Source organism: Demequina aurantiaca (genome assembly GCF_000975135.1).
Taxonomy (GTDB): Bacteria; Actinomycetota; Actinomycetes; order Actinomycetales; family Demequinaceae; genus Demequina; species Demequina aurantiaca.
This window is the reverse complement of the sequence record NZ_BBRF01000001.1, coordinates 42,423-61,503: the sequence shown is the minus strand read 5'-3', so window position 1 is coordinate 61,503 and position 19,081 is coordinate 42,423. Positions and strand designations below refer to the sequence as shown.

At 63.9% G+C, this 19,081-nt stretch carries 18 protein-coding genes; 13 read left to right on the top strand and 5 right to left on the bottom strand.

The annotated features are described in order from the left end of the window. Positions 1-66: 66 nt before the first annotated feature. Together AOP73_RS00285 and AOP73_RS00280 are read left to right on the top strand one after the other, a co-directional pair. Positions 67-855: an electron transfer flavoprotein subunit beta/FixA family protein gene (locus tag AOP73_RS00285; protein WP_061962677.1), complete on the top strand. Its 789-nt coding sequence runs from the start codon at positions 67-69 to the stop codon at positions 853-855. Next, on the top strand, positions 852-1,814 hold the full coding sequence (locus AOP73_RS00280) for an electron transfer flavoprotein subunit alpha/FixB family protein (protein ID WP_061962676.1): 963 nt from the start codon (positions 852-854) through the stop codon (positions 1,812-1,814). The genes AOP73_RS00285 and AOP73_RS00280 overlap by 4 nt, the downstream gene beginning before the upstream one ends. 30 nt (positions 1,815-1,844) lie before the next feature. On the opposite strand, the gene AOP73_RS00275 is transcribed toward AOP73_RS00280, so the two are convergent. Beyond that, a complete protein-coding gene (locus AOP73_RS00275; protein ID WP_061962675.1) occupies positions 1,845-2,735 on the bottom strand; it encodes a bile acid:sodium symporter family protein in 891 nt (296 codons plus the stop codon). Between the two features lie 85 nt (positions 2,736-2,820). On the opposite strand from AOP73_RS00275, the gene AOP73_RS00270 reads away from it, so the two are divergent. The 6 genes from AOP73_RS00270 (at position 2,821) to mnmA (ending at position 11,026) form a co-directional block, all read left to right on the top strand. After that, positions 2,821-4,179: a sulfatase-like hydrolase/transferase gene (locus tag AOP73_RS00270; RefSeq protein ID WP_061962674.1), complete on the top strand. Its 1,359-nt coding sequence runs from the start codon at positions 2,821-2,823 to the stop codon at positions 4,177-4,179. A 172-nt stretch (positions 4,180-4,351) separates the two neighbouring features. Continuing rightward, entirely contained in the window at positions 4,352-7,135 is a 2,784-nt protein-coding gene (locus tag AOP73_RS00265) for an ExeM/NucH family extracellular endonuclease (RefSeq protein WP_084626443.1), read from the top strand. A gap of 89 nt (positions 7,136-7,224) precedes the next feature. Further along, positions 7,225-8,421, top strand: a complete 1,197-nt coding sequence (locus tag AOP73_RS00260; RefSeq protein WP_061962673.1) for a cysteine desulfurase family protein — start codon at positions 7,225-7,227, stop codon at positions 8,419-8,421. Positions 8,422-8,425: 4 nt separating this feature from the next. Then, entirely contained in the window at positions 8,426-9,010 is a 585-nt protein-coding gene (locus tag AOP73_RS00255) for an NAD(P)H-binding protein (RefSeq protein ID WP_061962672.1), read from the top strand. Positions 9,011-9,050: 40 nt separating this feature from the next. Next, entirely contained in the window at positions 9,051-9,779 is a 729-nt protein-coding gene (locus AOP73_RS00250) for a tyrosine-protein phosphatase (protein ID WP_061962671.1), read from the top strand. 146 nt (positions 9,780-9,925) lie between these two features. Beyond that, positions 9,926-11,026, top strand: coding sequence for a tRNA 2-thiouridine(34) synthase MnmA (mnmA, locus tag AOP73_RS00245; RefSeq protein WP_061964688.1), 1,101 nt, complete (start codon positions 9,926-9,928; stop codon positions 11,024-11,026). On the opposite strand, the gene AOP73_RS00240 is transcribed toward mnmA, so the two are convergent. The 3 genes from AOP73_RS00240 to AOP73_RS00230 are packed head-to-tail and all read right to left on the bottom strand — an operon-like array spanning position 11,023 to position 12,877. Further along, positions 11,023-11,778: a hypothetical protein gene (locus AOP73_RS00240; protein WP_061962670.1), complete on the bottom strand. Its 756-nt coding sequence runs from the start codon at positions 11,776-11,778 to the stop codon at positions 11,023-11,025. The genes mnmA and AOP73_RS00240 overlap by 4 nt on opposite strands. Further along, positions 11,775-12,653: an ABC transporter ATP-binding protein gene (locus AOP73_RS00235; protein ID WP_061962669.1), complete on the bottom strand. Its 879-nt coding sequence runs from the start codon at positions 12,651-12,653 to the stop codon at positions 11,775-11,777. Before AOP73_RS00235 ends, AOP73_RS00240 begins: the two co-directional genes overlap by 4 nt. Next, positions 12,650-12,877 carry a PLDc N-terminal domain-containing protein gene (locus AOP73_RS00230; protein ID WP_201774478.1) on the bottom strand — a complete coding sequence of 76 codons (228 nt, stop codon included), beginning with the start codon at positions 12,875-12,877 and terminating at the stop codon, positions 12,650-12,652. The genes AOP73_RS00235 and AOP73_RS00230 overlap by 4 nt, the downstream gene beginning before the upstream one ends. A gap of 116 nt (positions 12,878-12,993) precedes the next feature. Between AOP73_RS00230 and mgrA the strand changes: the two genes are divergently transcribed. The 5 genes from mgrA (at position 12,994) to AOP73_RS00205 (ending at position 18,776) form a co-directional block, all read left to right on the top strand. Continuing rightward, positions 12,994-14,034 carry an L-glyceraldehyde 3-phosphate reductase gene (gene mgrA, locus AOP73_RS00225; RefSeq protein WP_061962667.1) on the top strand — a complete coding sequence of 347 codons (1,041 nt, stop codon included), beginning with the start codon at positions 12,994-12,996 and terminating at the stop codon, positions 14,032-14,034. A 358-nt stretch (positions 14,035-14,392) separates the two neighbouring features. Further along, entirely contained in the window at positions 14,393-15,745 is a 1,353-nt protein-coding gene (locus AOP73_RS00220; RefSeq protein ID WP_236683465.1) for an ABC transporter substrate-binding protein, read from the top strand. A gap of 86 nt (positions 15,746-15,831) precedes the next feature. Then, on the top strand, positions 15,832-16,791 hold the full coding sequence (locus AOP73_RS00215; RefSeq protein ID WP_061962665.1) for a carbohydrate ABC transporter permease: 960 nt from the start codon (positions 15,832-15,834) through the stop codon (positions 16,789-16,791). Next, positions 16,791-17,642: a carbohydrate ABC transporter permease gene (locus AOP73_RS00210; RefSeq protein ID WP_061962664.1), complete on the top strand. Its 852-nt coding sequence runs from the start codon at positions 16,791-16,793 to the stop codon at positions 17,640-17,642. Before AOP73_RS00215 ends, AOP73_RS00210 begins: the two co-directional genes overlap by 1 nt. A 156-nt stretch (positions 17,643-17,798) precedes the next feature. Beyond that, the gene (locus AOP73_RS00205) at positions 17,799-18,776 is read left to right on the top strand and encodes a LacI family DNA-binding transcriptional regulator (protein ID WP_061964686.1); all 978 of its coding nucleotides are present in this window, start codon (positions 17,799-17,801) and stop codon (positions 18,774-18,776) included. 132 nt (positions 18,777-18,908) lie between these two features. Here the strand turns inward: AOP73_RS00205 and AOP73_RS12255 are convergent, their stop codons facing one another. Beyond that, the gene (locus AOP73_RS12255; RefSeq protein WP_369345521.1) at positions 18,909-19,061 is read right to left on the bottom strand and encodes an LPXTG cell wall anchor domain-containing protein; all 153 of its coding nucleotides are present in this window, start codon (positions 19,059-19,061) and stop codon (positions 18,909-18,911) included. Between the last annotated feature and the right edge of the window lie 20 nt (positions 19,062-19,081).

Below are 19,081 nucleotides of genomic sequence, written 5' to 3'. Positions count from 1 at the left end.
GCGTTCCCGCCTGATGACGTGAGGCAGCCTGGTGACGTCGCCCGCGCGCGCCGCTAGTCTGTACCCATGCGAATTCTGGTCACAGTCAAGTTCACTCCCGACCTTCAGTCACAGCGCTCGTTCACTGACGGCACCGTGACCCGTACGGCGGACGATGGCTCAATGAACGAGCTCGACGAGAACGCGGTCGAGGCGGCCTTGCAGTTGGTCGAGGCCGCGGGCGAGGGCGAGGTCTATGCACTCACCGTCGGCGGCGCCGATGCCGTGGCCGCCGTGCGCAAGGCGCTTCAGCTGGGCGCCAATCACGCGATTCACGTCAACGACGATGCCGTGGCCGGCTCCGACGTCTTCGGCACCGCCGCGGTCCTCGCCGCAGCGATCCGCAAGGTTCACGATGAGAACCCACTCGACCTGGTCATCACCGGCATGGCCGCCCTTGACGGGCTGACATCGATGTTGCCTACCGCGCTCGCGGCCGAACTGGACTGGTCGCAGCTCACCCTCGCATCGTCATTGGAGGTTGGCGACGGCAGTGCCACCATCGTGCGCCACCTGCCCGACGCCCATGAGACCGTCACCGCGCCGCTACCCGCGGTCGTGTCCGTGACCGACGAGTTGAATAAGCCGCGCTATCCCAACTTCAAGCTGATCATGGCGGCGCGCAAGGCCGAGGTGGTGCAGTGGTCGCTCGCGGACCTCGGCGTGGACGCCGCGACCGTCGGCGCGGGTGCGTCCCGCACCACGGTGGTGGACGCCTCGCCGCGCCCACCGCGGGCGGATCAGCAGATCGTGACCGACACGGGGGAGGGCGGAAACGCCTTGGCCGCGTTCCTCATTGAGAAGGGACTCGCATGAGCACCGCAGACAACCCCATTGCCGTCCTGGTCGAGTTGCGTGACGGTGCGGTCGCCCGCCCCACGCTCGAGGCCCTGACGCTCGCACGTTCGCTCGGGACACCCGTGGCCGTGTGGCTGGGCACAGAGCCCGATGCCGATGCTGTGGCCCAGTTGGGTGAGTTCGGCGCGGCAGAGGTTCGCGTCGCCGCCATTGGTGCTGAGGCCCGCTACCCCGCGAAGGCCGCTGCGGCCATTGCCGCCGCGACCGAGGACTCGTCGCTGCTGCTGGTTGTCTCCACCTTCCTCAACAAGGAGATCGTGACGCGGCTTGCCGTGACTACCGGTGCAGGCGTCGTCGTAGATGCTGCTGGCGTCGAGTTTGTCGACGGTGAGGTCGAGGCCTTCCAGACCGTCTTCGCCGCGACCTGGAACGTGCGCACCCGCATCGCCGGCAAGGCGATCGTGGGCGTGCGACCCAACACCACCACAGCATCGGCCGCCGAGGTGCCCGGTGCCGCGAGCATCGTGCCGATTTCCGTCCAGCTTCCCGCGACACGCGAGACCATCACCGCGGTCGAGCCCGTCGCCCCGATTGAGGGAGTGCCGCTGGCCGAAGCGCCCGTGGTCGTCTCGGGCGGTCGCGGCACTGGCGGCGACTACGCGCTGGTGACTGAGCTGGCAGAACTCCTGGGCGGCGCCGTGGGCGCAAGTCGCGACGCCACCGACGAGGGCTGGATCAGCCACGAACACATGGTCGGCCAGACCGGTACGACCGTGACCCCGGCGCTCTACGTCGCATGCGGAATCTCCGGAGCGGTCCACCATCGTGGCGGCATGCAGGCCTCCGGCACCATCGTGGCCATCAACATGGACCCGGACGCGCCCATCTTTGAGATCTGTGACTTCGGCGTGGTCGGCTCGCTGTTCGACGTGCTGCCTCAGGCCATCGAGGCAGTGAAGGCGCACCGCGCGAACTGATGGGCGCCGTGACGGTCGTCACGGCATCTCTCACGCGGTGACGGGCTCCTCAGCGGGCGCATCTTTCCGTGACGCTCGGGCGGCAACCACCAGTCCCACGACGATCTGGAACAAGAGGATGCCCGTGATGGCTCCCAAGATCTCCGGATCGTTGTCGAACGCGAGCGCGACAGCCGCGAACGCCGGGCCCGAGTTGGTGCACGGCTGAATGAGTGCGGTCGCCTTGCGCTGTTGACGGCCCCCGGAGGAGATGAACCAGCCGGCGGCGATCATGAGGGCGGAGGCGACGATGGCCGCGAGGATGACGCGAGAGCCGATGAGGTCCGAGAGGGTCTCCCAGCTGCCGAGCAGCGCTCCAGCGAGCACTGCGTAGAACGTGATCCCAGCAGTCTTGCCGATGGGCACGTTCCACTTCTTGGCACGCTTGGGAGTCCAGTGGCGGATGAAAAGCCCGAGTGCGAAGGGCACCAGTTGCAGGACCGCCACGGTCTTGATGAGTTCCCCCACGGGAAGCGAGACGTCGGCGCCCAGGTCTGCAGCGCCGATGATGGCGTTGGCGGTGGGCGCAAAGGTGATGGAACCCAGCGACGCCATGACGACCTGGAGAACGGCGCCCGTCTGCACGTCACCCTTGGATGCCACGACAAGCTTGGTGCCGAATGGCGCGCCTGGGCACGCCCACAGCAGGGCCATGGCGATGAAAGCAGGGACAGCTAGCGAGAAGATCTCTGCGACGCCCCAACCAACGAGGGGGCGAACCACAAAACCGGTGAGGAGCACGGCAATGACCAGGCCCCAGCGCGAAAAGACGGCGCGGATCTGACCGAGGGTGGTCGACAGTCCTGCGGACAACATCGTGGCGACGATGAACACCATGAGTACGGCGTTGAAGATTTCGGCCATCAGATTCGCGACTCCCATGTCGTGGCAACGCTTGCAGTCGCGCTACTCCTGGTTCCTTTGTAGCATCGAACCAGGCGAAATGCCGCTACTCCTAGGAGAAAACATGACCCGCAAGCCCAATGTCCTGTACTTCCACGTCGACAACATCAGCACGGGTGACTTTGGGTGCTACGGAGGTGCATTTCCCCTCGGCGCACGAACGCCGCACACCGACGCCTTCGCCGACGCGGGCCTGAAGCTCACCAACTACAACGTCGAGGCGCAGTGCACGCCTACGCGTTCGGCGCTCATGACCGGACGCCACTCGGTGCGGACCGGCTGCACCACGGTGATGCCGGGCGCAGGCCTCGTCGCGTGGGAGGTCACGATGGCCGACGTGCTGAAGGACCAGGGATACCGCAATGCGATCCTCGGCAAGTGGCACTGCGGCGACGAAGAGGGGCGCTACCCCACCGATCACGGTTTTGACTACTGGTACGGCATCGGTGGCACGTGGGACGAGTGCATGTGGCCCGACGACAAGTGGTTCCAGTCGGATGACGTGGAGCCGTCGTACGTGCTCGAATCGACGGGTCAGGGTCACCTGGAGAGGGTCAAGGTGCTCGACCGCGATGTGCGTCGCAACATCGACCTCGATTTCCTTAGCAAGGCAGAGGACTGGATGACGGACTCAGTTGAGGCCGACGAGCCGTTCTTCCTGTACTTCAATCACTCGAACATTCACTTTCCCACGCTTGCCCGTGAGGAGTACGAAGACTCATCGGACGGCGGTCCGCTCGCCGACTGCCTGCAGATGCTCGACGGCGACTTTCAGCGTCTGCTCGACAAGCTTGATGAACTAGGAATCCGTGAGGACACGATCGTGGTGTTCGCGGGCGACAACGGTCGCGATACGACGTTCCATGGCCCCGACAACCGTGGATCCGAGGGCAACTTCCGCGGCGGCTATTTCTCCACCTACGAGGGCAACAATCGCACGGTATGCCTGGTGAACTGGCCCAATCAGATCCCCAGCGGCACCTCCGACGAGATGATGCACGTGGTGGACTGGTTCCCCACCCTGATGAACCTCATGGACATGAGCGACCTGGTCCCCACCGATCGAGTCCTGGACGGGGTGGATCAGTCGAAGTTCCTCAGGCGCGAGCAGGAGGAGTCGAATCGCAACGACTTCCCCATGTTCTTTGGTCAACTTCAGGTGGGCATGCGCTACCGCAACTTCAAGGTGCTGACGCACAAGGTCGAGGACGGAACCGCTCCCATCCTTCAACTCGCCACACCACACGTGTACAACCTCACCGTCGATCCGGGGGAGAGTACGCCGTACAACTACGATCAGATCCACTCCTGGGTGCTCTACAAGGTGTTCATGCCTAAGGTCCAGGCATTCAACGAATCGCTCAAGAACGATGCGGTGCCCTTTGGGTCGCCGCTCGACTTCAACCCAAAGGTCGACGCCTAGCCCATTCGCTTCGCGTGCAGAGCGGACCCGCCTTGGCGGGTCCGTTTTTGCGTCCACGCCAAGTATTCACTGGATGTTTACCAGGTATTTGTCTCTCGAAACTGGTCCCAACCTGCGGAAGTCGGTGCCTCCGGTTAACGTGGCACATACCGGACAAAAGGGAGAGCCAGGAATGCAACGACGCACCATCGCCACGACCGTTCTATTCGCGCTGGGGGTGACCGTCGCATCGGCCGTACCCTCGGGCGCGGAGACCTCACCTCAGTCCCAAGCGGCAGACGTGTTCTTCTCCGAGTACGTCGAGGGAAGCTCAAATAACAAGGCGCTAGAGATCTTCAACGGCACCGGCGCTGACGTCGATCTGGCGGACTACTCCATCGCGCAATATTCGAATGGGTCGGCGGATGCTGGCTCCACCTTTGCACTGAGCGGCACCATTGCCGCCGGAGACGTGTTTGTCTTCGCCCACAGTTCGTCCAACCCCGCAATCCTTGCGGAGGCGGACCAGACCACCGGGTCCGGACTCTTCAATGGCGACGACGCACTCGCACTCATCCACGGCGCCGACACTCTCGACGTGATCGGCCAGATTGGCTTTGACCCCGGCTCGCAATGGGGAGAGGGACTCACCAGTACCGCTGACAACACGCTACGGCGCAACGAGGACGTGTGTGCGGGCGACGCGGACGGCGCCGACGCGTTCGACCCGGCCGCTGAGTGGCAGGGTTTCGCGTCCGATTCGTTTGATGGGCTGGGCGCTCACGCTGCGACCTGTGATGGCACGGATCCCGGCGATGGTGATGGCGATGGTGACGGTGATGGTGACGGCGGTGGGGAAACCGCGACACCGGCCCTGATCAGCGCGATCCAGGGAGTGGGCGAGACCTCGCCCATGCTCGACCAACTCGTGACCATCGACGGCATCGTGGTGGGTGACTTCGAGGGCCCGCAGCCAGCGCTGCGCGGCTTCTACGTGCAGGAGCAGGACGCGGACGCCGACGGTGATCCAGCGACGTCGGAAGGCATCTTTGTCTTCAACAACGGCGCGGACCAGGTCAGCCTGGGGGATCAGGTGAGCGTCACGGGCACCGTGGGGGAGTTCCAGGGGCAGACTCAGCTCTCCTCCGTCACTGAGGTTACTGTCGAGGCATCGGATCAGGTGGTGACGCCGGGGACGGTGTCACTGCCGTTCGCCTCGGCCGAGTCCGTTGAGGCCTACGAAGGCATGCTGGTCACCGTTCCGCAGACGCTCTATGTCACGGAGATGTACCTGCTCGGTCGCTTTGGAGAACTGACCTTGTCCGGCGACGGCAAGCTGGATCAGCCCACTGCCGTGGCTGATCCGGGCGCAGCCGCGAATGCGATCCAGGCTGCCAACGATGTGAACCGCATCAAGATTGACGATGCCTCGCAGGCTCAGAACCCGGACCCCATCGTCTTCGGCGGCGGTGGCGCCCCGTTAAGCGCGACCAACCCACTGCGCGGAGGCGACACCATAGACGGCCTGACCGGAGTGATGACGTATTCATGGGCTGGCAACTCGGCATCGGGGAACGCGTACCGCATCCGCCCCATAGGTGACCTGAGCGACACCGGGCTGGTGCCGGGCGGCGTCGTTCCGGTTTTTGAGTCCGCTAACCCCCGCCCTGCCGCTGCACCCGAGGTTGGCGGATCGTTGACGTTCTCCAGCTTCAACGTGCTCAACTACTTCCTGACTCTCGACGCTAGCGGAAGCCAGTGCGGGCCCGACGGACACCAGCAGGGTTGCCGCGGCGCCAACACCACCGAAGAACTCGACCGCCAGCGCGCCAAACTCGTCTCGGCCTTGGGCCAGATTGACGCGGATGTCATGGGCCTCATGGAGCTAGAGAACACCACGGGGGTGGAGCCCCTCGCGGATCTGACCTCGGCCCTGAACGACTCCATCGGCGAGGATGCCTATTCCTACGTGGATACCGGCGTGATCGGTACCGACACCATTCGGGTGGGAATGATCTACGACACCCGCTCCGTCGCACCGGTGGGAGATTTCTCAGTCCTCGACTCTTCGGTGGATCCACGGTTTGATGACAGCCGCAACCGACCGTCGCTCGCCCAGTCCTTCGAGCAACTCAGTGACGGCGAATCGTTCACCGTGGTCGCCAACCACTGGAAGTCCAAGGGCAGTTGCCCGGATTCGGGCGCGGACGCCGATCAGGGCGACGGGGCAGGATGCTGGAACGCGACCCGCACCGAGGCCGCCAACGCGGTGGTCGACTGGATTGCCTCAGATCCCACGGGAATTGACGACCCCGACGTCCTACTCGTGGGAGACCTCAATTCCTACGCCATGGAGGACCCCATCCAGGTGCTCCGCGACGCTAGTCTCACCGACCTAGGTGCCGGCGACTACTCCTACGTCTTTGATGGCCAATGGGGAACCCTCGACTACACGTTCGCATCCGCGAGCATTGTCGACCAGATCACTCAGGCAGCCGAGTATCACGTGAACTCCGACGAGTCGTCCGCGCTGGACTACAACACGGACTTCAAAACGCTTGCCCAGGTGGCCAACCTGTACGCGCCCCACGAGTTCCGAACGTCTGATCACGACCCCGTGGTGGTGGGGCTCAATCTCGCGAGCGAGGAACCCGTTCCCACCTGTGAAGTGGACTACACCGTGCACGGTCGATGGCCCGGTGGCTTTATCAGCCAGGTCTGGATCACCAACCTGTCCGATGAGCCCATCAACGGTTGGGATTTGGCCTGGAGCTTCGGCAGCGGCGAGAAGATCACGCAACTGTGGTCGGGACAGGTGAACCAGAGCGGTGCGGACGTGACGGTGAGCAACCTGTCCTGGAACTCCACCATCAAGCCCGGGCAGCGCATCACCTTTGGGTTCCTCGGATCTCAGACCGCCGGCATCGGCGAGTTGTCCAACGTTGAGCTCAACGGTGCGGCCTGCGCCGTTGACTGACTGCCATCCGGCGTCCACCTGCCCGCCCAGCGTCAAGCAAGGTGGGCGCCGGGTAGTGTGGTCCGACGACCTGCCCTAAAATCGTGAAGATGACCACTCATTACCTCGACCACGCTGCGACGACTCCCATGGTGGAGCCGGCGCGCATGGCGTACTTCGAGGAGTTGGCGCGGGTGGGGAACCCGTCTGCGTTGCACAAGTCAGGCCGGCTCGCGCGCTCCGTGGTGGAAGACGCCCGTGAGCGGATGGCCCGGGCACTAGGCGCGCACCCCACGGAAATTATTTGGACATCGGGCGGCACCGAGGCGGACAACATTGCCATCAAAGGCCTGTTCTGGGCTCGCCACACGGCGGATCCTCGTCGCACGCGCATCGTGACGACCGCTATCGAGCACCACGCGGGCATTGATCCGGCGACCTGGCTCGAGAACGAGCACGGTGCGACGGCCGTCATCCTGCCCGTGGGTCGTGACGGCATCGTCGACCTCGCCGCACTCAGAGCCGAGGTAGCCGCGCACTTCGACGAGATCGCCCTGATCTCGGTGATGTGGGCTAACAACGAGATGGGTGCGATCCAGCCCATCCAAGAGATCGTAAACATCGCGACCGAGCATTCCATCCCCGTGCATTCCGACGCCGTCCAGGCTCTGGGTCACGTGCCGGTGGACTTCCGTGCCTCTGGGCTCGCGAGCATGGCGGTCAGTGCCCACAAGCTCGGAGGCCCCGTGGGCGTGGGCGTCCTCGTGGCGCGCAGAGAGCTGACCATCACGCCACTGACGCACGGCGGGGGACAAGAGCGCAAGGTTCGCTCCGGAACTCTCAACGCCGCGGGGTTCCACGCCGCGTCGATCGCCGCGGAGACGGCCGTCGCCGAACTCGACTCAGAGTCTGCACGCCTCGGTGCGCTGCAACGAGACATGATCGCGCGCATCCGCGAGGCCATTCCCGACGCCGTCCTGTCCGGCCCTGAGCCTGGATCTCAGCGTCTTCCGGGCAATGTCCACTTCGTCTTCCCTGGCTGCGCGGCTGAGGCCATGATGTTCGTGCTGGATTCGCACGGCGTCGAGGCTTCAAACGGTTCCGCCTGTACGGCGGGTATCGCCCAGCCGTCGCACGTGCTGATGGCGATGGGACGCACCCAGAATGAGGCGGCCTCGACCATGCGCTTCTCCCTGGGCCACACGTCTACTCAGGCCGACATCGACGCACTTATCGAGGTGCTGCCCGATGCGGTGGCGAGGGCACGCAAGGTGGCCGGGAACTTCCACACCGAGGTCTTCGGTTAGGCCGTTGAAAGTATTCGTCGCTGGGGCCACGGGCGTCATCGGCATGCGCGTACTGCCGCTGCTGGTCGCCGCCGGCCACGACGTGGTCGGCATGACGCGATCGGCCTCAAAGGTCGCACAGATCGCGGCGGCGGGGGCCACGGCGGCCACCTGCGACGTGTTTGACGCGGCTGCCCTCAATGCTGCCGTTGCCTCAGCCTCTCCAGACGTCGTCGTGCACCAGGTGACCGACTTGCCCGACTCGCACGCGATGCTCGCACTCAAGGTGCCCGGCTTGAACCGCGTGCGTCGCACCGGCACCGACCACTTGGTGGCGGCAGCCCAAGCCGCCAATGTCCCGCACTTCGTGGCGCAGAGTGTCGCGTTCCGCTTGCCCGGCCTCGCCCAGCGCGCGGTAGACCACCTGGAGGAGGCGACCCTCGGCATCGGCGGCGTGGTGGCACGTTACGGACTGTTCTATGGGCCGGGTACCTGGTACGACAAGGCGCCCAAGGGTGACAAGGTCGTACACATTGACGAGGCCGCGCGGCGCACTGTTGATCTGCTTGACGCCCCGTCGGGCATAGTTGAAGTGCTCGACCCCGCGTAGCCCCATCCGCCCATCTCACCGAACGAAAGCGACCGATGCCGTGAACGGACTTCCAGAAGCTGCACCTCACCTTGCGAATGCTCGCGACCTCGCCGATGCTGCGCCGGGTTTGCGTCACGGTGTCGCGTTCCGATCGGACGCCCCGCAGGAAGGTGATGAGCCGCCTGCCGGGCTGTCGCCGTGGCCTCCCGCGACGGTTCTGGACTTGCGCGGTGCGGACGAGAAGGGGCGGCCCAACTCGCTCGCGGCCACGTCCCGCATCGTTGACCTCGACATTTTTGCCGATGCCAATCTCGCGGGCGAAGCCGCGCAGGCGTCGCTCTCATCGCTGGGTGCGCTCTACGCGACCATGATCCAGGGGGTGCCCGCGCGCGGGCTCACCCGTGTGGTGGCCGAGGTCGCGCGTGACGAGAGTCCGGTGCTCTATCACTGCTCGGCCGGCAAGGACCGGACGGGAGTTTCGTCGGCCCTCATCCTGCGCCTGCTCGGCTACGACCGCGACGTGGTGGTCGCCGATTACACAGCGACTGCGGCGAACATGATGGGCGTGATCGCCCGCATCGTGCGCGGGCTTCCCGAGGCGCTGACGGCTGCCGGCGGATCCCCGCTGGCGGCAGTGCCTCGCGAGATCCTCGACGCGCCGGCGTCTGCCATCGAATCGGTGCTCGACGCGTGGGACGAACACGAAGGCGGCACACTCGGCTGGTACCTCGCCAATGGTGGTGACGAGCAGACGCTGGTCGCCTTGCGCGAGCGCCTAGTCGCCTAGCCCGCGTCACTGGTGGTCCGTGCGGCATCGCACTCTTCTCGCACGATGCGCCGGGGATGCGGTGGATGCTTGAGGTGACCACCGCATCGGCCGCCAGTTTGCACCCCTCGCTTACACTTGATGGGTTCATCAATCTGGAGGTTCCCTTGCGCGTTTTGGCCGCACTTTCTGGCGGAGTCGATTCTGCAGTCGCCGCTGCGCGCGCTGTCGACGCCGGGCACGACGTGGTGGGCGTGCACATGGCGCTGTCGCGCAACCGGGACGAGTACCGCTCGGGCTCGCGCGGGTGCTGCTCGATCGAGGACAGCAACGACGCGCGCCGCGCCGCGGACATCCTGGGCATCCCGTATTACGTGTGGGACCTGAGCGGCGAGTTCCACGACTTGGTGGTTAAGGACTTCCTGAGTGAGTACTCGCAGGGTCGCACTCCCAACCCTTGTGTGCGATGCAACGAGCACATCAAGTTCGACACGTTGCTGGAGCGCGCCTCCGCTCTGGGTTTCGATGCGGTTGCGACCGGGCACTACGCACGGATCGACATCCGCGAGGACGGGATTCGCGAGTTGCACCGTGCCGCGGACATGGCCAAGGACCAGTCCTACGTTCTGGCCGTGATGGGGCCGCAGAAGCTGGCGAAGGCGATGTTCCCGCTGGGCGAGATTGCGACCAAGTCGGAAGTACGTGCCGAGGCTGCGGCACGGGGACTCGGGGTCTCCAACAAGCCCGACTCCTACGACATCTGCTTTGTGGCCGACGGCGACACCAAGGGTTTCCTCGAGCGCGCGCTCGGTCAGGAGGACGGCGAGATCGTTGACGAGACGGGTGCCAAGGTGGGCGAGCACACGGGCGCCTATGCTTACACAGTGGGTCAGCGCAAGGGGCTCGGCATTGGCCGCCCCGCTGCAGATGGCAAGCCGCGCTACGTCACCGACGTCAACACGACCACCAACACGATCGTGGTCGGGCCCGAGACGCTGCTAAGCGTCTACGAACTCACCGGCGAGGACGTGGTCTGGCTCGCCCCCGACGTGCCCGCGACGGAGTCCACCGAGTGCACCGCGCAGGTGCGCGCCCACGGCGATGCTGTGCCCGCGACGGTGCAGCGGGTGGTGGACGACGAGGGCCGCGACCGCATGATCGTCAGCCTCATCGAGCCGATGCGCGGCGTGGCGGCGGGGCAGTCGCTGGTGGTCTACCAGGGCACTCGGGTGATTGCGCAGGCCACGGTCGCCAAGCGCGTTCGCTAGAGCTCGCGGCGGTCGGCCCAGCGGAACGCGAGCCACAGGAGGGCAGCGGTCAGCACCACCGTGGTTCCTAGCGCTGGCCAGTAGTTGCCGGCGCCATGGGGGCTGGCGAGCTCGGCCAACGCCGAGGACAGCGTGCTTGGCAGCCATCGCGATACATCTGGGATCAGGCCAATCACGGGCATCGCGATCAGGATCACGAGCGAGGCAATGACCGTGCTTAGCACCGAGCGGAGCCGCTGAGCCACCGCTGCCACGAGCGCGACGGCGAACACCAGATAGACCACGCCGAGCCCGATCCCAGTCAGAGTCCTGGCGAACGGTAGCCCGCCGAGCAGCGCCCATGTCTCGTACCAGGCGGCCAGCGCTCCCACCACGTACGCGAGCGAGGCGGCCGTCGCCATGACGGCGATGCGCGGGACCAGAATCCGCCATGTGGGCTGAACGCGGGTGCGCAGGAACACCCCCATCTCGGAGATCGCGTCAAAGCACAACGCGCTCGCCGCGAGGATCACCACCACCAGCGTGCCGAGTTGTGACGCGTTGGAGACGTACTGCGCCATGCCGTCCGACGGAAGTGGGTCGGGAAGTTGGATCACCGCGCCGTCCAGGTCGCCACCTGCGGCGGACAGAATCTGCGGCAGGTAGCGAGCGGTGACGGGGCCTAGCAGGCCAAACACTAAGTAGACGGCGGTGAGCGCGATCCATCGGTGAGTGCGCGTGAGGCGCAGCACCTCGAGCCGCCAGAGCGTCATGAGGTGAGCTCCAGGAACGCGCGCTCGAGACTCATTTCTTCGGGGCCGAGCGACACGACAATCGCACTCGCTTTGGCGAGCGCCGCAGGAAGGTGTTGCTGAGCATCGGCCGTCGTGGTGACCTCGAGGGTGACGCGGCCGTCCCCCTCCGCCGATGCCGTGCGTACCCAGTCCTCGCGGTCGAGTTCGCGGGCAATCGCCGCTGCGCCGCCGCTGACCTTGACCAGATAGCGGGGAACAGCGTTGCCAACGAGCAATTCGTCGAGCGGCCCCTGGAACAGCAGCGACCCGTGGTGCAGGATGCCTACCGTGTCGCAGACCTCCTGCACGTCGCCCAGAATGTGGCTAGAAAACAGCACGGTGGCCTGACCGCGCAGATCGGCGATGAGGTTGAGGATTTCGCGGCGTCCCTGGGGGTCGAGCGCTGATGCGGGTTCGTCTAGCAGGATCAGGCTTGGGCCTGCGACCAAGGTGGAGGCAATGCCGAGCCGCTGAAGCATGCCGCGTGAGTATCCGGCGCACCTCCGCGATGCCGCATCGGAGAGTCCCGTCTGGCCGAGGACCTCGTCGACTCTGTCGTAATTCGTTGCACCTGTGGCGAGCGAGAGAGCGAGCGTCACGACTTCGCGACCGGTGAGCCACGGCTCGAATCGAGGGGTGTCCGACAGGACCGCGATCTGGTCGCTTGAGGTCTGGACGTCGACGTCGCCGGAGGTGGCGGCCCGGAGCCCCGCAACGATGTTGATGAGCGTGGTCTTGCCCGCGCCGTTGGGGCCGGCGAGGCCGTAGACGGAGCCTTGGGGGACTGCGAGGTCAACCCCATCGAGCACGAGCGCGGAGCCGTAACTCTTGGATAGCCCCCGAGTAGTGATCATTGGCGGTTGGAATCGCGCCCGACGATCAGGTAGACGATACCCCCGAGTGGTATCGAGATCGCGACGATGATCGCCCATGCCCACTTGGGCAAGTGCTTAACGGCGTGACGGGAGATGTCGACCCAGCAGAACACCACAAAGGCCAGCAGAATCACGAGGATTGGTACTAGTGCCGCCCACGGAACATCGGTCGTCTCCACCTTGCTCCCCAATCTGACTGTCACGAACAAAACCAGCCTAGACGATGCTGCCCGGCGACTGGCGCGGCCGCCGTTGGGCATAGTTTGAGGTAGCAAGACGTTGGCACCACCGGACCCTATTCACCACGAGAGGCTCACTGATGACCTACCTTGCACACGAGAACCGCTACGACGGCCCCATGACCTACCGCCGCACGGGCCGCTCGGGGCTGGACCTGCCGCTACTGTCGCTTGGACTTTGGCACAACTTTGGAGGAGACCGTCCCTACGAGACGCAACGCGAGATCTTGACGCGAGCCTTCGACCTTGGCATCACTCACTTCGACTTGGCCAACAACTACGGACCGCCGTATGGCTCTGCCGAGGAGAACTTTGGCCGCATGATGGCCACCGACTTCAAGCCGTACCGCGACGAGCTGGTGATCTCTACCAAGGCGGGCTGGGACATGTGGCCGGGGCCGTACGGACAGGGCGGGGGAGGGCGCAAGTACGTCACCGCGAGCCTGGACCAGTCGCTGACTCGCATGGGTCTCGACTACGTCGACATCTTCTATAGCCACCGCTTTGACGCGGCGACCCCACTCGAGGAGACCGCCGGCGCACTCGACGCAGCCGTGCGCGCGGGCAAGGCCCTCTACGTGGGTATCTCCTCCTACGACGCGGATCACACGCGCCAGATGGCTGAGATTCTGCGCGAGTTCGGGACGCCTCTGCTCATCCACCAGCCCTCGTACTCGATGCTGAACCGCTGGATCGAAACTGAGGGACTGCTCGACGCGACTGACGAGGTCGGTGCTGGTGTCATCGGATTTTCGCCGCTCGCCCAGGGGATGCTGACCCCGCGCTACCTCGACGGGATTCCCGCGGACTCGCGGGCGGCCGAGGGGTCATCGCTGGACAAGGACTGGATCAACGACGACATGATCGAGCGCCTGCGATCGCTCAATGCGATCGCGGAGAAGCGCGGCCAGACACTTGCGCAGCTTGCACTCGCTTGGGCATTGCGGGACGAGCGAGTGACGTCCTTGGTGATCGGGGCAAGCTCCGTCAAGCAGCTCGAGCAGAACGTGGGTGCACTCGACAATCTCGAATTCACATCCGCGGAACTCGCTGAGATTGACGAGTACGCGACCGACGCCGGGATTGACCTGTGGGCGGGGGCGCGCAAGGGCGAGATCTAGAGCGCCCCGCTGGGCTCATCTCATTGACGTGACCATCACCATGACCCACGGGGATGTGACAGCAGAGTAATGGGAGTCCAAAGGCTTGGATGATGCATTGTGTGTGACGACGATGCAACTTTCCTGAAGCGTAGTGCTCACGATAATGGCCCAAAACGGCACAGATCGGACGCGACCGTAACGTTTCGACTCTCATTCGTAACGATTCGGTGACGAAACGATACGAATGGGCCTTTTTCGATTGACACCCCTTGCGGGGCAGGCATACCGTGAACTCGATTCGTGGGAGCGCTCTCACGCACAATGAGAGCGCTCTCCTCGAGTCTGGACATCAACCCTTACTCACAAAGGAGTGAACGTGACCTTCTCACGTCGTAAGACTGCACTTGGCCTCTCGGCCGGCGTAGCAATTCTCGCTCTCACGGTCGCAGGCTGCTCCAGCAGCGACGACCCTGAGCCCAGCACGTCCGCGACCGGTGGCGCCATGGAGTCCACCTCGCCCGATGCGAACGCTGAGCCCGTTACGCTCACGCTCGCCACGTTCAACACCCCTGGTTATAACTCGATTGAGCAGCCTGACGCCAACTACGAGTACGACCTCATCCAGGAGTACATGGATGCCAACCCGAACGTCACCATCACGTACGACCGCAAGGCCGAGTCCGGTGACGCACGCACCAACTTCTTCGCCAAGCTCGGCCCGGGTGGCCTCGCAGACGTCGAGATGGTTGAAGTCGACTGGATGCCCGAGGTCATGCAGTACTCGGACCTCCTTGCAGACCTGACGGACCCGTCGCTTGACGGCCGCTGGCTCGACTCCAAGGTTGCCGACGCTACCGACCAGGACGGTCGCCTCATCGGTGCCGGAACCGACGTTGGTCCGCAGGCTGTCTGCTACCGCTCCTCGCTGTTCGAGGAGGCCGGCCTGGCTTCCGACCCCGACGGTGTCGCTGACCTTCTCGATGGCGACTGGGCGAACTTCTTCGACGTCGGCCAGAAGTACTTCGACGCCACGGGCAAGGCATTCTTCGACTCCACGGGCGGCATCTGGCAGGGCATGATCAACCAGATCGACCCCGCATACGAAGACGCCGACTCTGGCGACATCATTGCTCTCGACAACCCCGAGGTTAAGGCTGCATACGACCAGCTCACTGTTGCGTCGAAGGACCAGTCCACTCACCTCGGTCAGTGGAGCGAAGACTGGTTCGCCGGCATGCAGAACGACGCATTCGCCGTCATGCTGTGCCCGCCGTGGATGCTCGGTGTGATCTCCGGTTCGGCTGCTGACGCAACCGACTGGAACATCGCAAACGTCTACCCCAACGGTGGCGGTAACTGGGGTGGCTCATGGCTCACCGTGCCTGCGAACGGCGCAAACGTCGACGAGGCTAAGAAGCTCGCTGACTGGCTGACCGCTCCCGAGCAGCAGGCCAAGGCATTCGCTAACGCTGGTACGTACCCCAGCCAGCCTGCCGCATACGAGGACCCGCTGGTGGCTTCGGCCTCCAACGCGTTCTTCAACGACGCAGCCACCGGCACGATCTTCGCAGACCGCGCTCAGGCAGTTCTCCCGTCGCCGTATAAGGGCACGTACTACTTCCAGGTCAACACCGCCATTACTGACGCGCTGACCCGCGTTGACGATGGTACGGACGCTCCCGATGCATCATGGGACAAGGCAGTCACGGACATTAACAACATCGGTTAATTCCGTTTCACCAGTCAGGGTCGCCTCCCCTCCAGGGGGCGGCCCTGACTCTCCCCTTGAAACCGTCCTTGACCTGAAAGAAGCTCATGTCTACCACTGACTTGGACACCAAAACCGAGACGTCGCGTGACCTTTGGCGTCAGCGCCTCGGCAGGTGGGACCTCAAGGCGTCCCCCTATCTCTATATAGCTCCGTTCTTCATCGTGTTTGCCCTCTTCGGCATCTTCCCCATCATCTACACGGCTGTCATCTCGATGATGGACTGGGACACGATCCGCAACTCCGGTGAATTCATCGGGTTCGGCAATTTCGACTTTGTGTTGCACGACCGCAAGTTCTGGCTTGCGCTCCGCAACACCTTCTCAATCTTCCTGCTGTCATCCATCCCGCAGCTCCTCATGTCCACGTTCATCGCGGCGATGCTCGACCATCACCTCCGCGCGCGCACCTTCTGGCGTATGGGCGTCCTGGTCCCCTACGTCGTTATGCCCGTCGCCGTCGGCATCATCTTCTCGAAGCTGTTTGCAGACGAGAGCGGTGTCTTCAACCAGTGGCTCGGAATGATCGGCATCGACCCGATCGGCTGGCATAAAGAGGTGCTTCCCAGCCACTTTGCTATCGCCACCATGGTGAACTTCCGGTGGACTGGTTACAACGCCTTGATCTTGTTGGCCGCCATGCAGGCAATTCCGCGTGACCTCTACGAGGCAGCAGCGATCGATGGTGCTGGCCGATTGCGGAGATTCATCTCCGTGACGATTCCGCAGATTCGCCCCACCATGATCTTTGTGATTATCACGGCGACCATCGGTGGCCTGCAGATCTTCGACGAGCCCCGCATGTTCGACAACACCGGTAGTGGTGGTGCTGACCAGCAGTGGTTGACCATCACGATGTACATGTACAACACCGGCTGGGGCCAACTCAACTTTGGTAGGGCGTCTGCGATCGCGTGGCTCCTCTTCCTCATCATCGTAATCTTCAGTCTGATCAATCTCTGGATCACCCGAAGATTCATCAAGACCGATAAGACAGGAGGCATCTAATGGCGCTCCGCCGAACTAGCGTTATTTCGCTCAGCAGGCCCACGTGGTTCGTGTATGCCGCGCTTGGGGTAGTCCTGATTGCCTCTCTGTTCCCGCTGTACTACACATTCCTCATTGGATCTGGCGACGCCTCTACGGTGACCGATCAGAACTTGTCGTGGATACCCGCAGGGAACTTCTTGTCGAATGCTGCCTCAGTCATCAGCAACCCGGCGGTGAACTTCTGGAAGGCTCTGGGCAACTCGATCATCGTCTCGACGACAGTCGGCCTCTCCACAGTCATTCTTTCCACCATTGCAGGATTCGCCTTCGCAAAGCTGAACTTCAAGGGCAACAAGGTTCTCCTCACGTCAGTGATTGCAACCATGGTTGTCCCCGTGCAGCTCGGTGTGGTGCCGCTGTACATCCTGATGAACGAATTTGGTTGGACGGGTTCGCTCGGTGCAGTCATCGTGCCGGCGCTTGTCACCGCGTTCGGTGTGTTTTGGATGACGCAGTATTTGCAGCAGTCCCTCCCTACGGAGTTGATCGAGGCCGCCCGCGTCGATGGATGCAACATGCTTCGCACCTTCTGGCACGTGGGCGTTCCCGCCGCACGCCCGGCAGCCGCGATGCTGTTCCTCTTCACGTTCGTGACGGCATGGAACAACTTCATGTGGCCGCTGATCATCCTTGATCAGTCCAACCCGACGTTGCCGCTGGCGCTGTCGCTGCTCCAGGCGAACTTCTTCGTGGACTACTCGCTGGTGCTTGCTGGCGTCATGCTCGCGACGATTCCTCTGCTCCTTCTGTTCATCTTCGCCGGTCGTCAGCTCGTGTCCGGGATTATGGCGGGGGCCGTCAAGGGCTAACGCTCGCGACGAATCCCGATTGGAGTCGACAGTGAAGTCGTCCAACTGCTTGAGTCCTCATCGTGGTGGTGCCCGCAATGCTTGTGCGGGCACCCCGCGAGGGGTGGTTGGGATGTCTCAGTGAATGGAATTCGCACCGCCGCACCCACGCTCGAGATGGTGGCCGAACGTGCTGGTGTCTCTCGCGCCACGGTTTCTCGTGTGGTCAACGGTTCTCCCAAGGTTCACCCCTCCAGCGCCGATGCCGTGCGAACCGCCATTGCGGAGCTTGGCTACGTTCCCAATCGCGCCGCACGCTCGCTCGCGAGCCAGCAGTCGCACGCCATTGCACTGGTCGCACCGGAGGACGTGACGCGTTTCTTTGGTGACGTGTACTTCGCCTCGATCGTGGCTGGCATCCACAGCAGACTCGACCAGAGTGATTACGTCCTGAACCTCATGGTCGCCAGCCCTGATCCCAGCGCCAAAATGATGCGGTACCTCGCCGGCGGGGCCGTTGACGGGGTAGCCGTTGTGTCTCATCACACCAGTGACCACTCGCTCGAACAGATCAGTGGAATCCTGCCTATCGTCTTTGGTGGGCGCCCTGCGGTGACCGGCGTCGACGCGTACGTGGTCGATGTCGACAATGTGGCCGGCGCTGCGACTGCCACCCAGCGTCTGGTAGAGCGAGGATGTCGGCGCATTGCCACTATCACTGGGCCAGATTCGATGCAGAGCGCTCTCGACCGTATTCAGGGGTGGCGCGGAGTGCTTGACGCCAATGGGCTTGAGCCGGGGCCCCGTGTCGACGGCGATTACACCGTGCTCGGAGCCCAGCGTGCGATGCGCGAGATTCTCGATCGTGACCCCAGCATTGACGGGGTGTTCATCGCCTCGGACCTGATGACCACCGGTGCCATGCCAGTCCTGACGGACCGTGGCTACGCGATCCCGGGCGACGTGGCAGTGGTCGGATACGACGACAGCCCAGCGGCGGACGCCTGCGAGGTGCCACTGACCACCGTGCGTCAGCCATCGGTAGACATGGGCCGCACGATGGCTGACATTTTGATTGATGTGCTTGCTGGCAATGTGGACCGACCGCGCACCACGATCATGCCTACGGAGCTCGTGGTGAGGCAGTCCGCCTAGGATACGACGACGATCTTGCCTTGCTACATCCAGAGCGAGCGAGGCGACGCCGAGCCTTGATCGCGGTGCTCGCCGCTTCGAGAAGGTGAAAACCGTGCCAGGGCTTTGTCGCCCTGGCACGGTCTGGGGCTGCTACCTGGTGGCGGTCCTGCGGCGCTTGGCGACCATGACTAGCACTCCGCCGATGAGCGCTGTGCCGAGTCCGGCGAGGCCCATCCAGATGGTGCTCTCCTCGACTCCCGTGCCAGACAGGTGACTGGGCAGACCAGGAGGCGTTGCGCTCACCACGTGATGGGCGGGGGTCG

What these genes read in the sequence shown, in the direction of transcription:
- AOP73_RS00235 (WP_061962669.1), bottom strand. Translation starts at nt 12,653, where the DNA reads ATGATCACTACTCGGGGGCTATCCAAGAGTTACGGCTCCGCGCTCGTG.
- AOP73_RS00270 (WP_061962674.1), top strand. Translation starts at nt 2,821, where the DNA reads ATGACCCGCAAGCCCAATGTCCTGTACTTCCACGTCGACAACATCAGC.
- AOP73_RS00210 (WP_061962664.1), top strand. Translation starts at nt 16,791, where the DNA reads ATGGCGCTCCGCCGAACTAGCGTTATTTCGCTCAGCAGGCCCACGTGG.
- AOP73_RS00260 (WP_061962673.1), top strand. Translation starts at nt 7,225, where the DNA reads ATGACCACTCATTACCTCGACCACGCTGCGACGACTCCCATGGTGGAG.
- AOP73_RS00275 (WP_061962675.1), bottom strand. Translation starts at nt 2,735, where the DNA reads ATGGGAGTCGCGAATCTGATGGCCGAAATCTTCAACGCCGTACTCATG.
- AOP73_RS00285 (WP_061962677.1), top strand. Translation starts at nt 67, where the DNA reads ATGCGAATTCTGGTCACAGTCAAGTTCACTCCCGACCTTCAGTCACAG.
- AOP73_RS00280 (WP_061962676.1), top strand. Translation starts at nt 852, where the DNA reads ATGAGCACCGCAGACAACCCCATTGCCGTCCTGGTCGAGTTGCGTGAC.
- AOP73_RS00205 (WP_061964686.1), top strand. Translation starts at nt 17,799, where the DNA reads ATGGTGGCCGAACGTGCTGGTGTCTCTCGCGCCACGGTTTCTCGTGTG.
- AOP73_RS00265 (WP_084626443.1), top strand. Translation starts at nt 4,352, where the DNA reads ATGCAACGACGCACCATCGCCACGACCGTTCTATTCGCGCTGGGGGTG.
- mgrA (WP_061962667.1), top strand. Translation starts at nt 12,994, where the DNA reads ATGACCTACCTTGCACACGAGAACCGCTACGACGGCCCCATGACCTAC.
- AOP73_RS00240 (WP_061962670.1), bottom strand. Translation starts at nt 11,778, where the DNA reads ATGACGCTCTGGCGGCTCGAGGTGCTGCGCCTCACGCGCACTCACCGA.
- AOP73_RS00215 (WP_061962665.1), top strand. Translation starts at nt 15,832, where the DNA reads ATGTCTACCACTGACTTGGACACCAAAACCGAGACGTCGCGTGACCTT.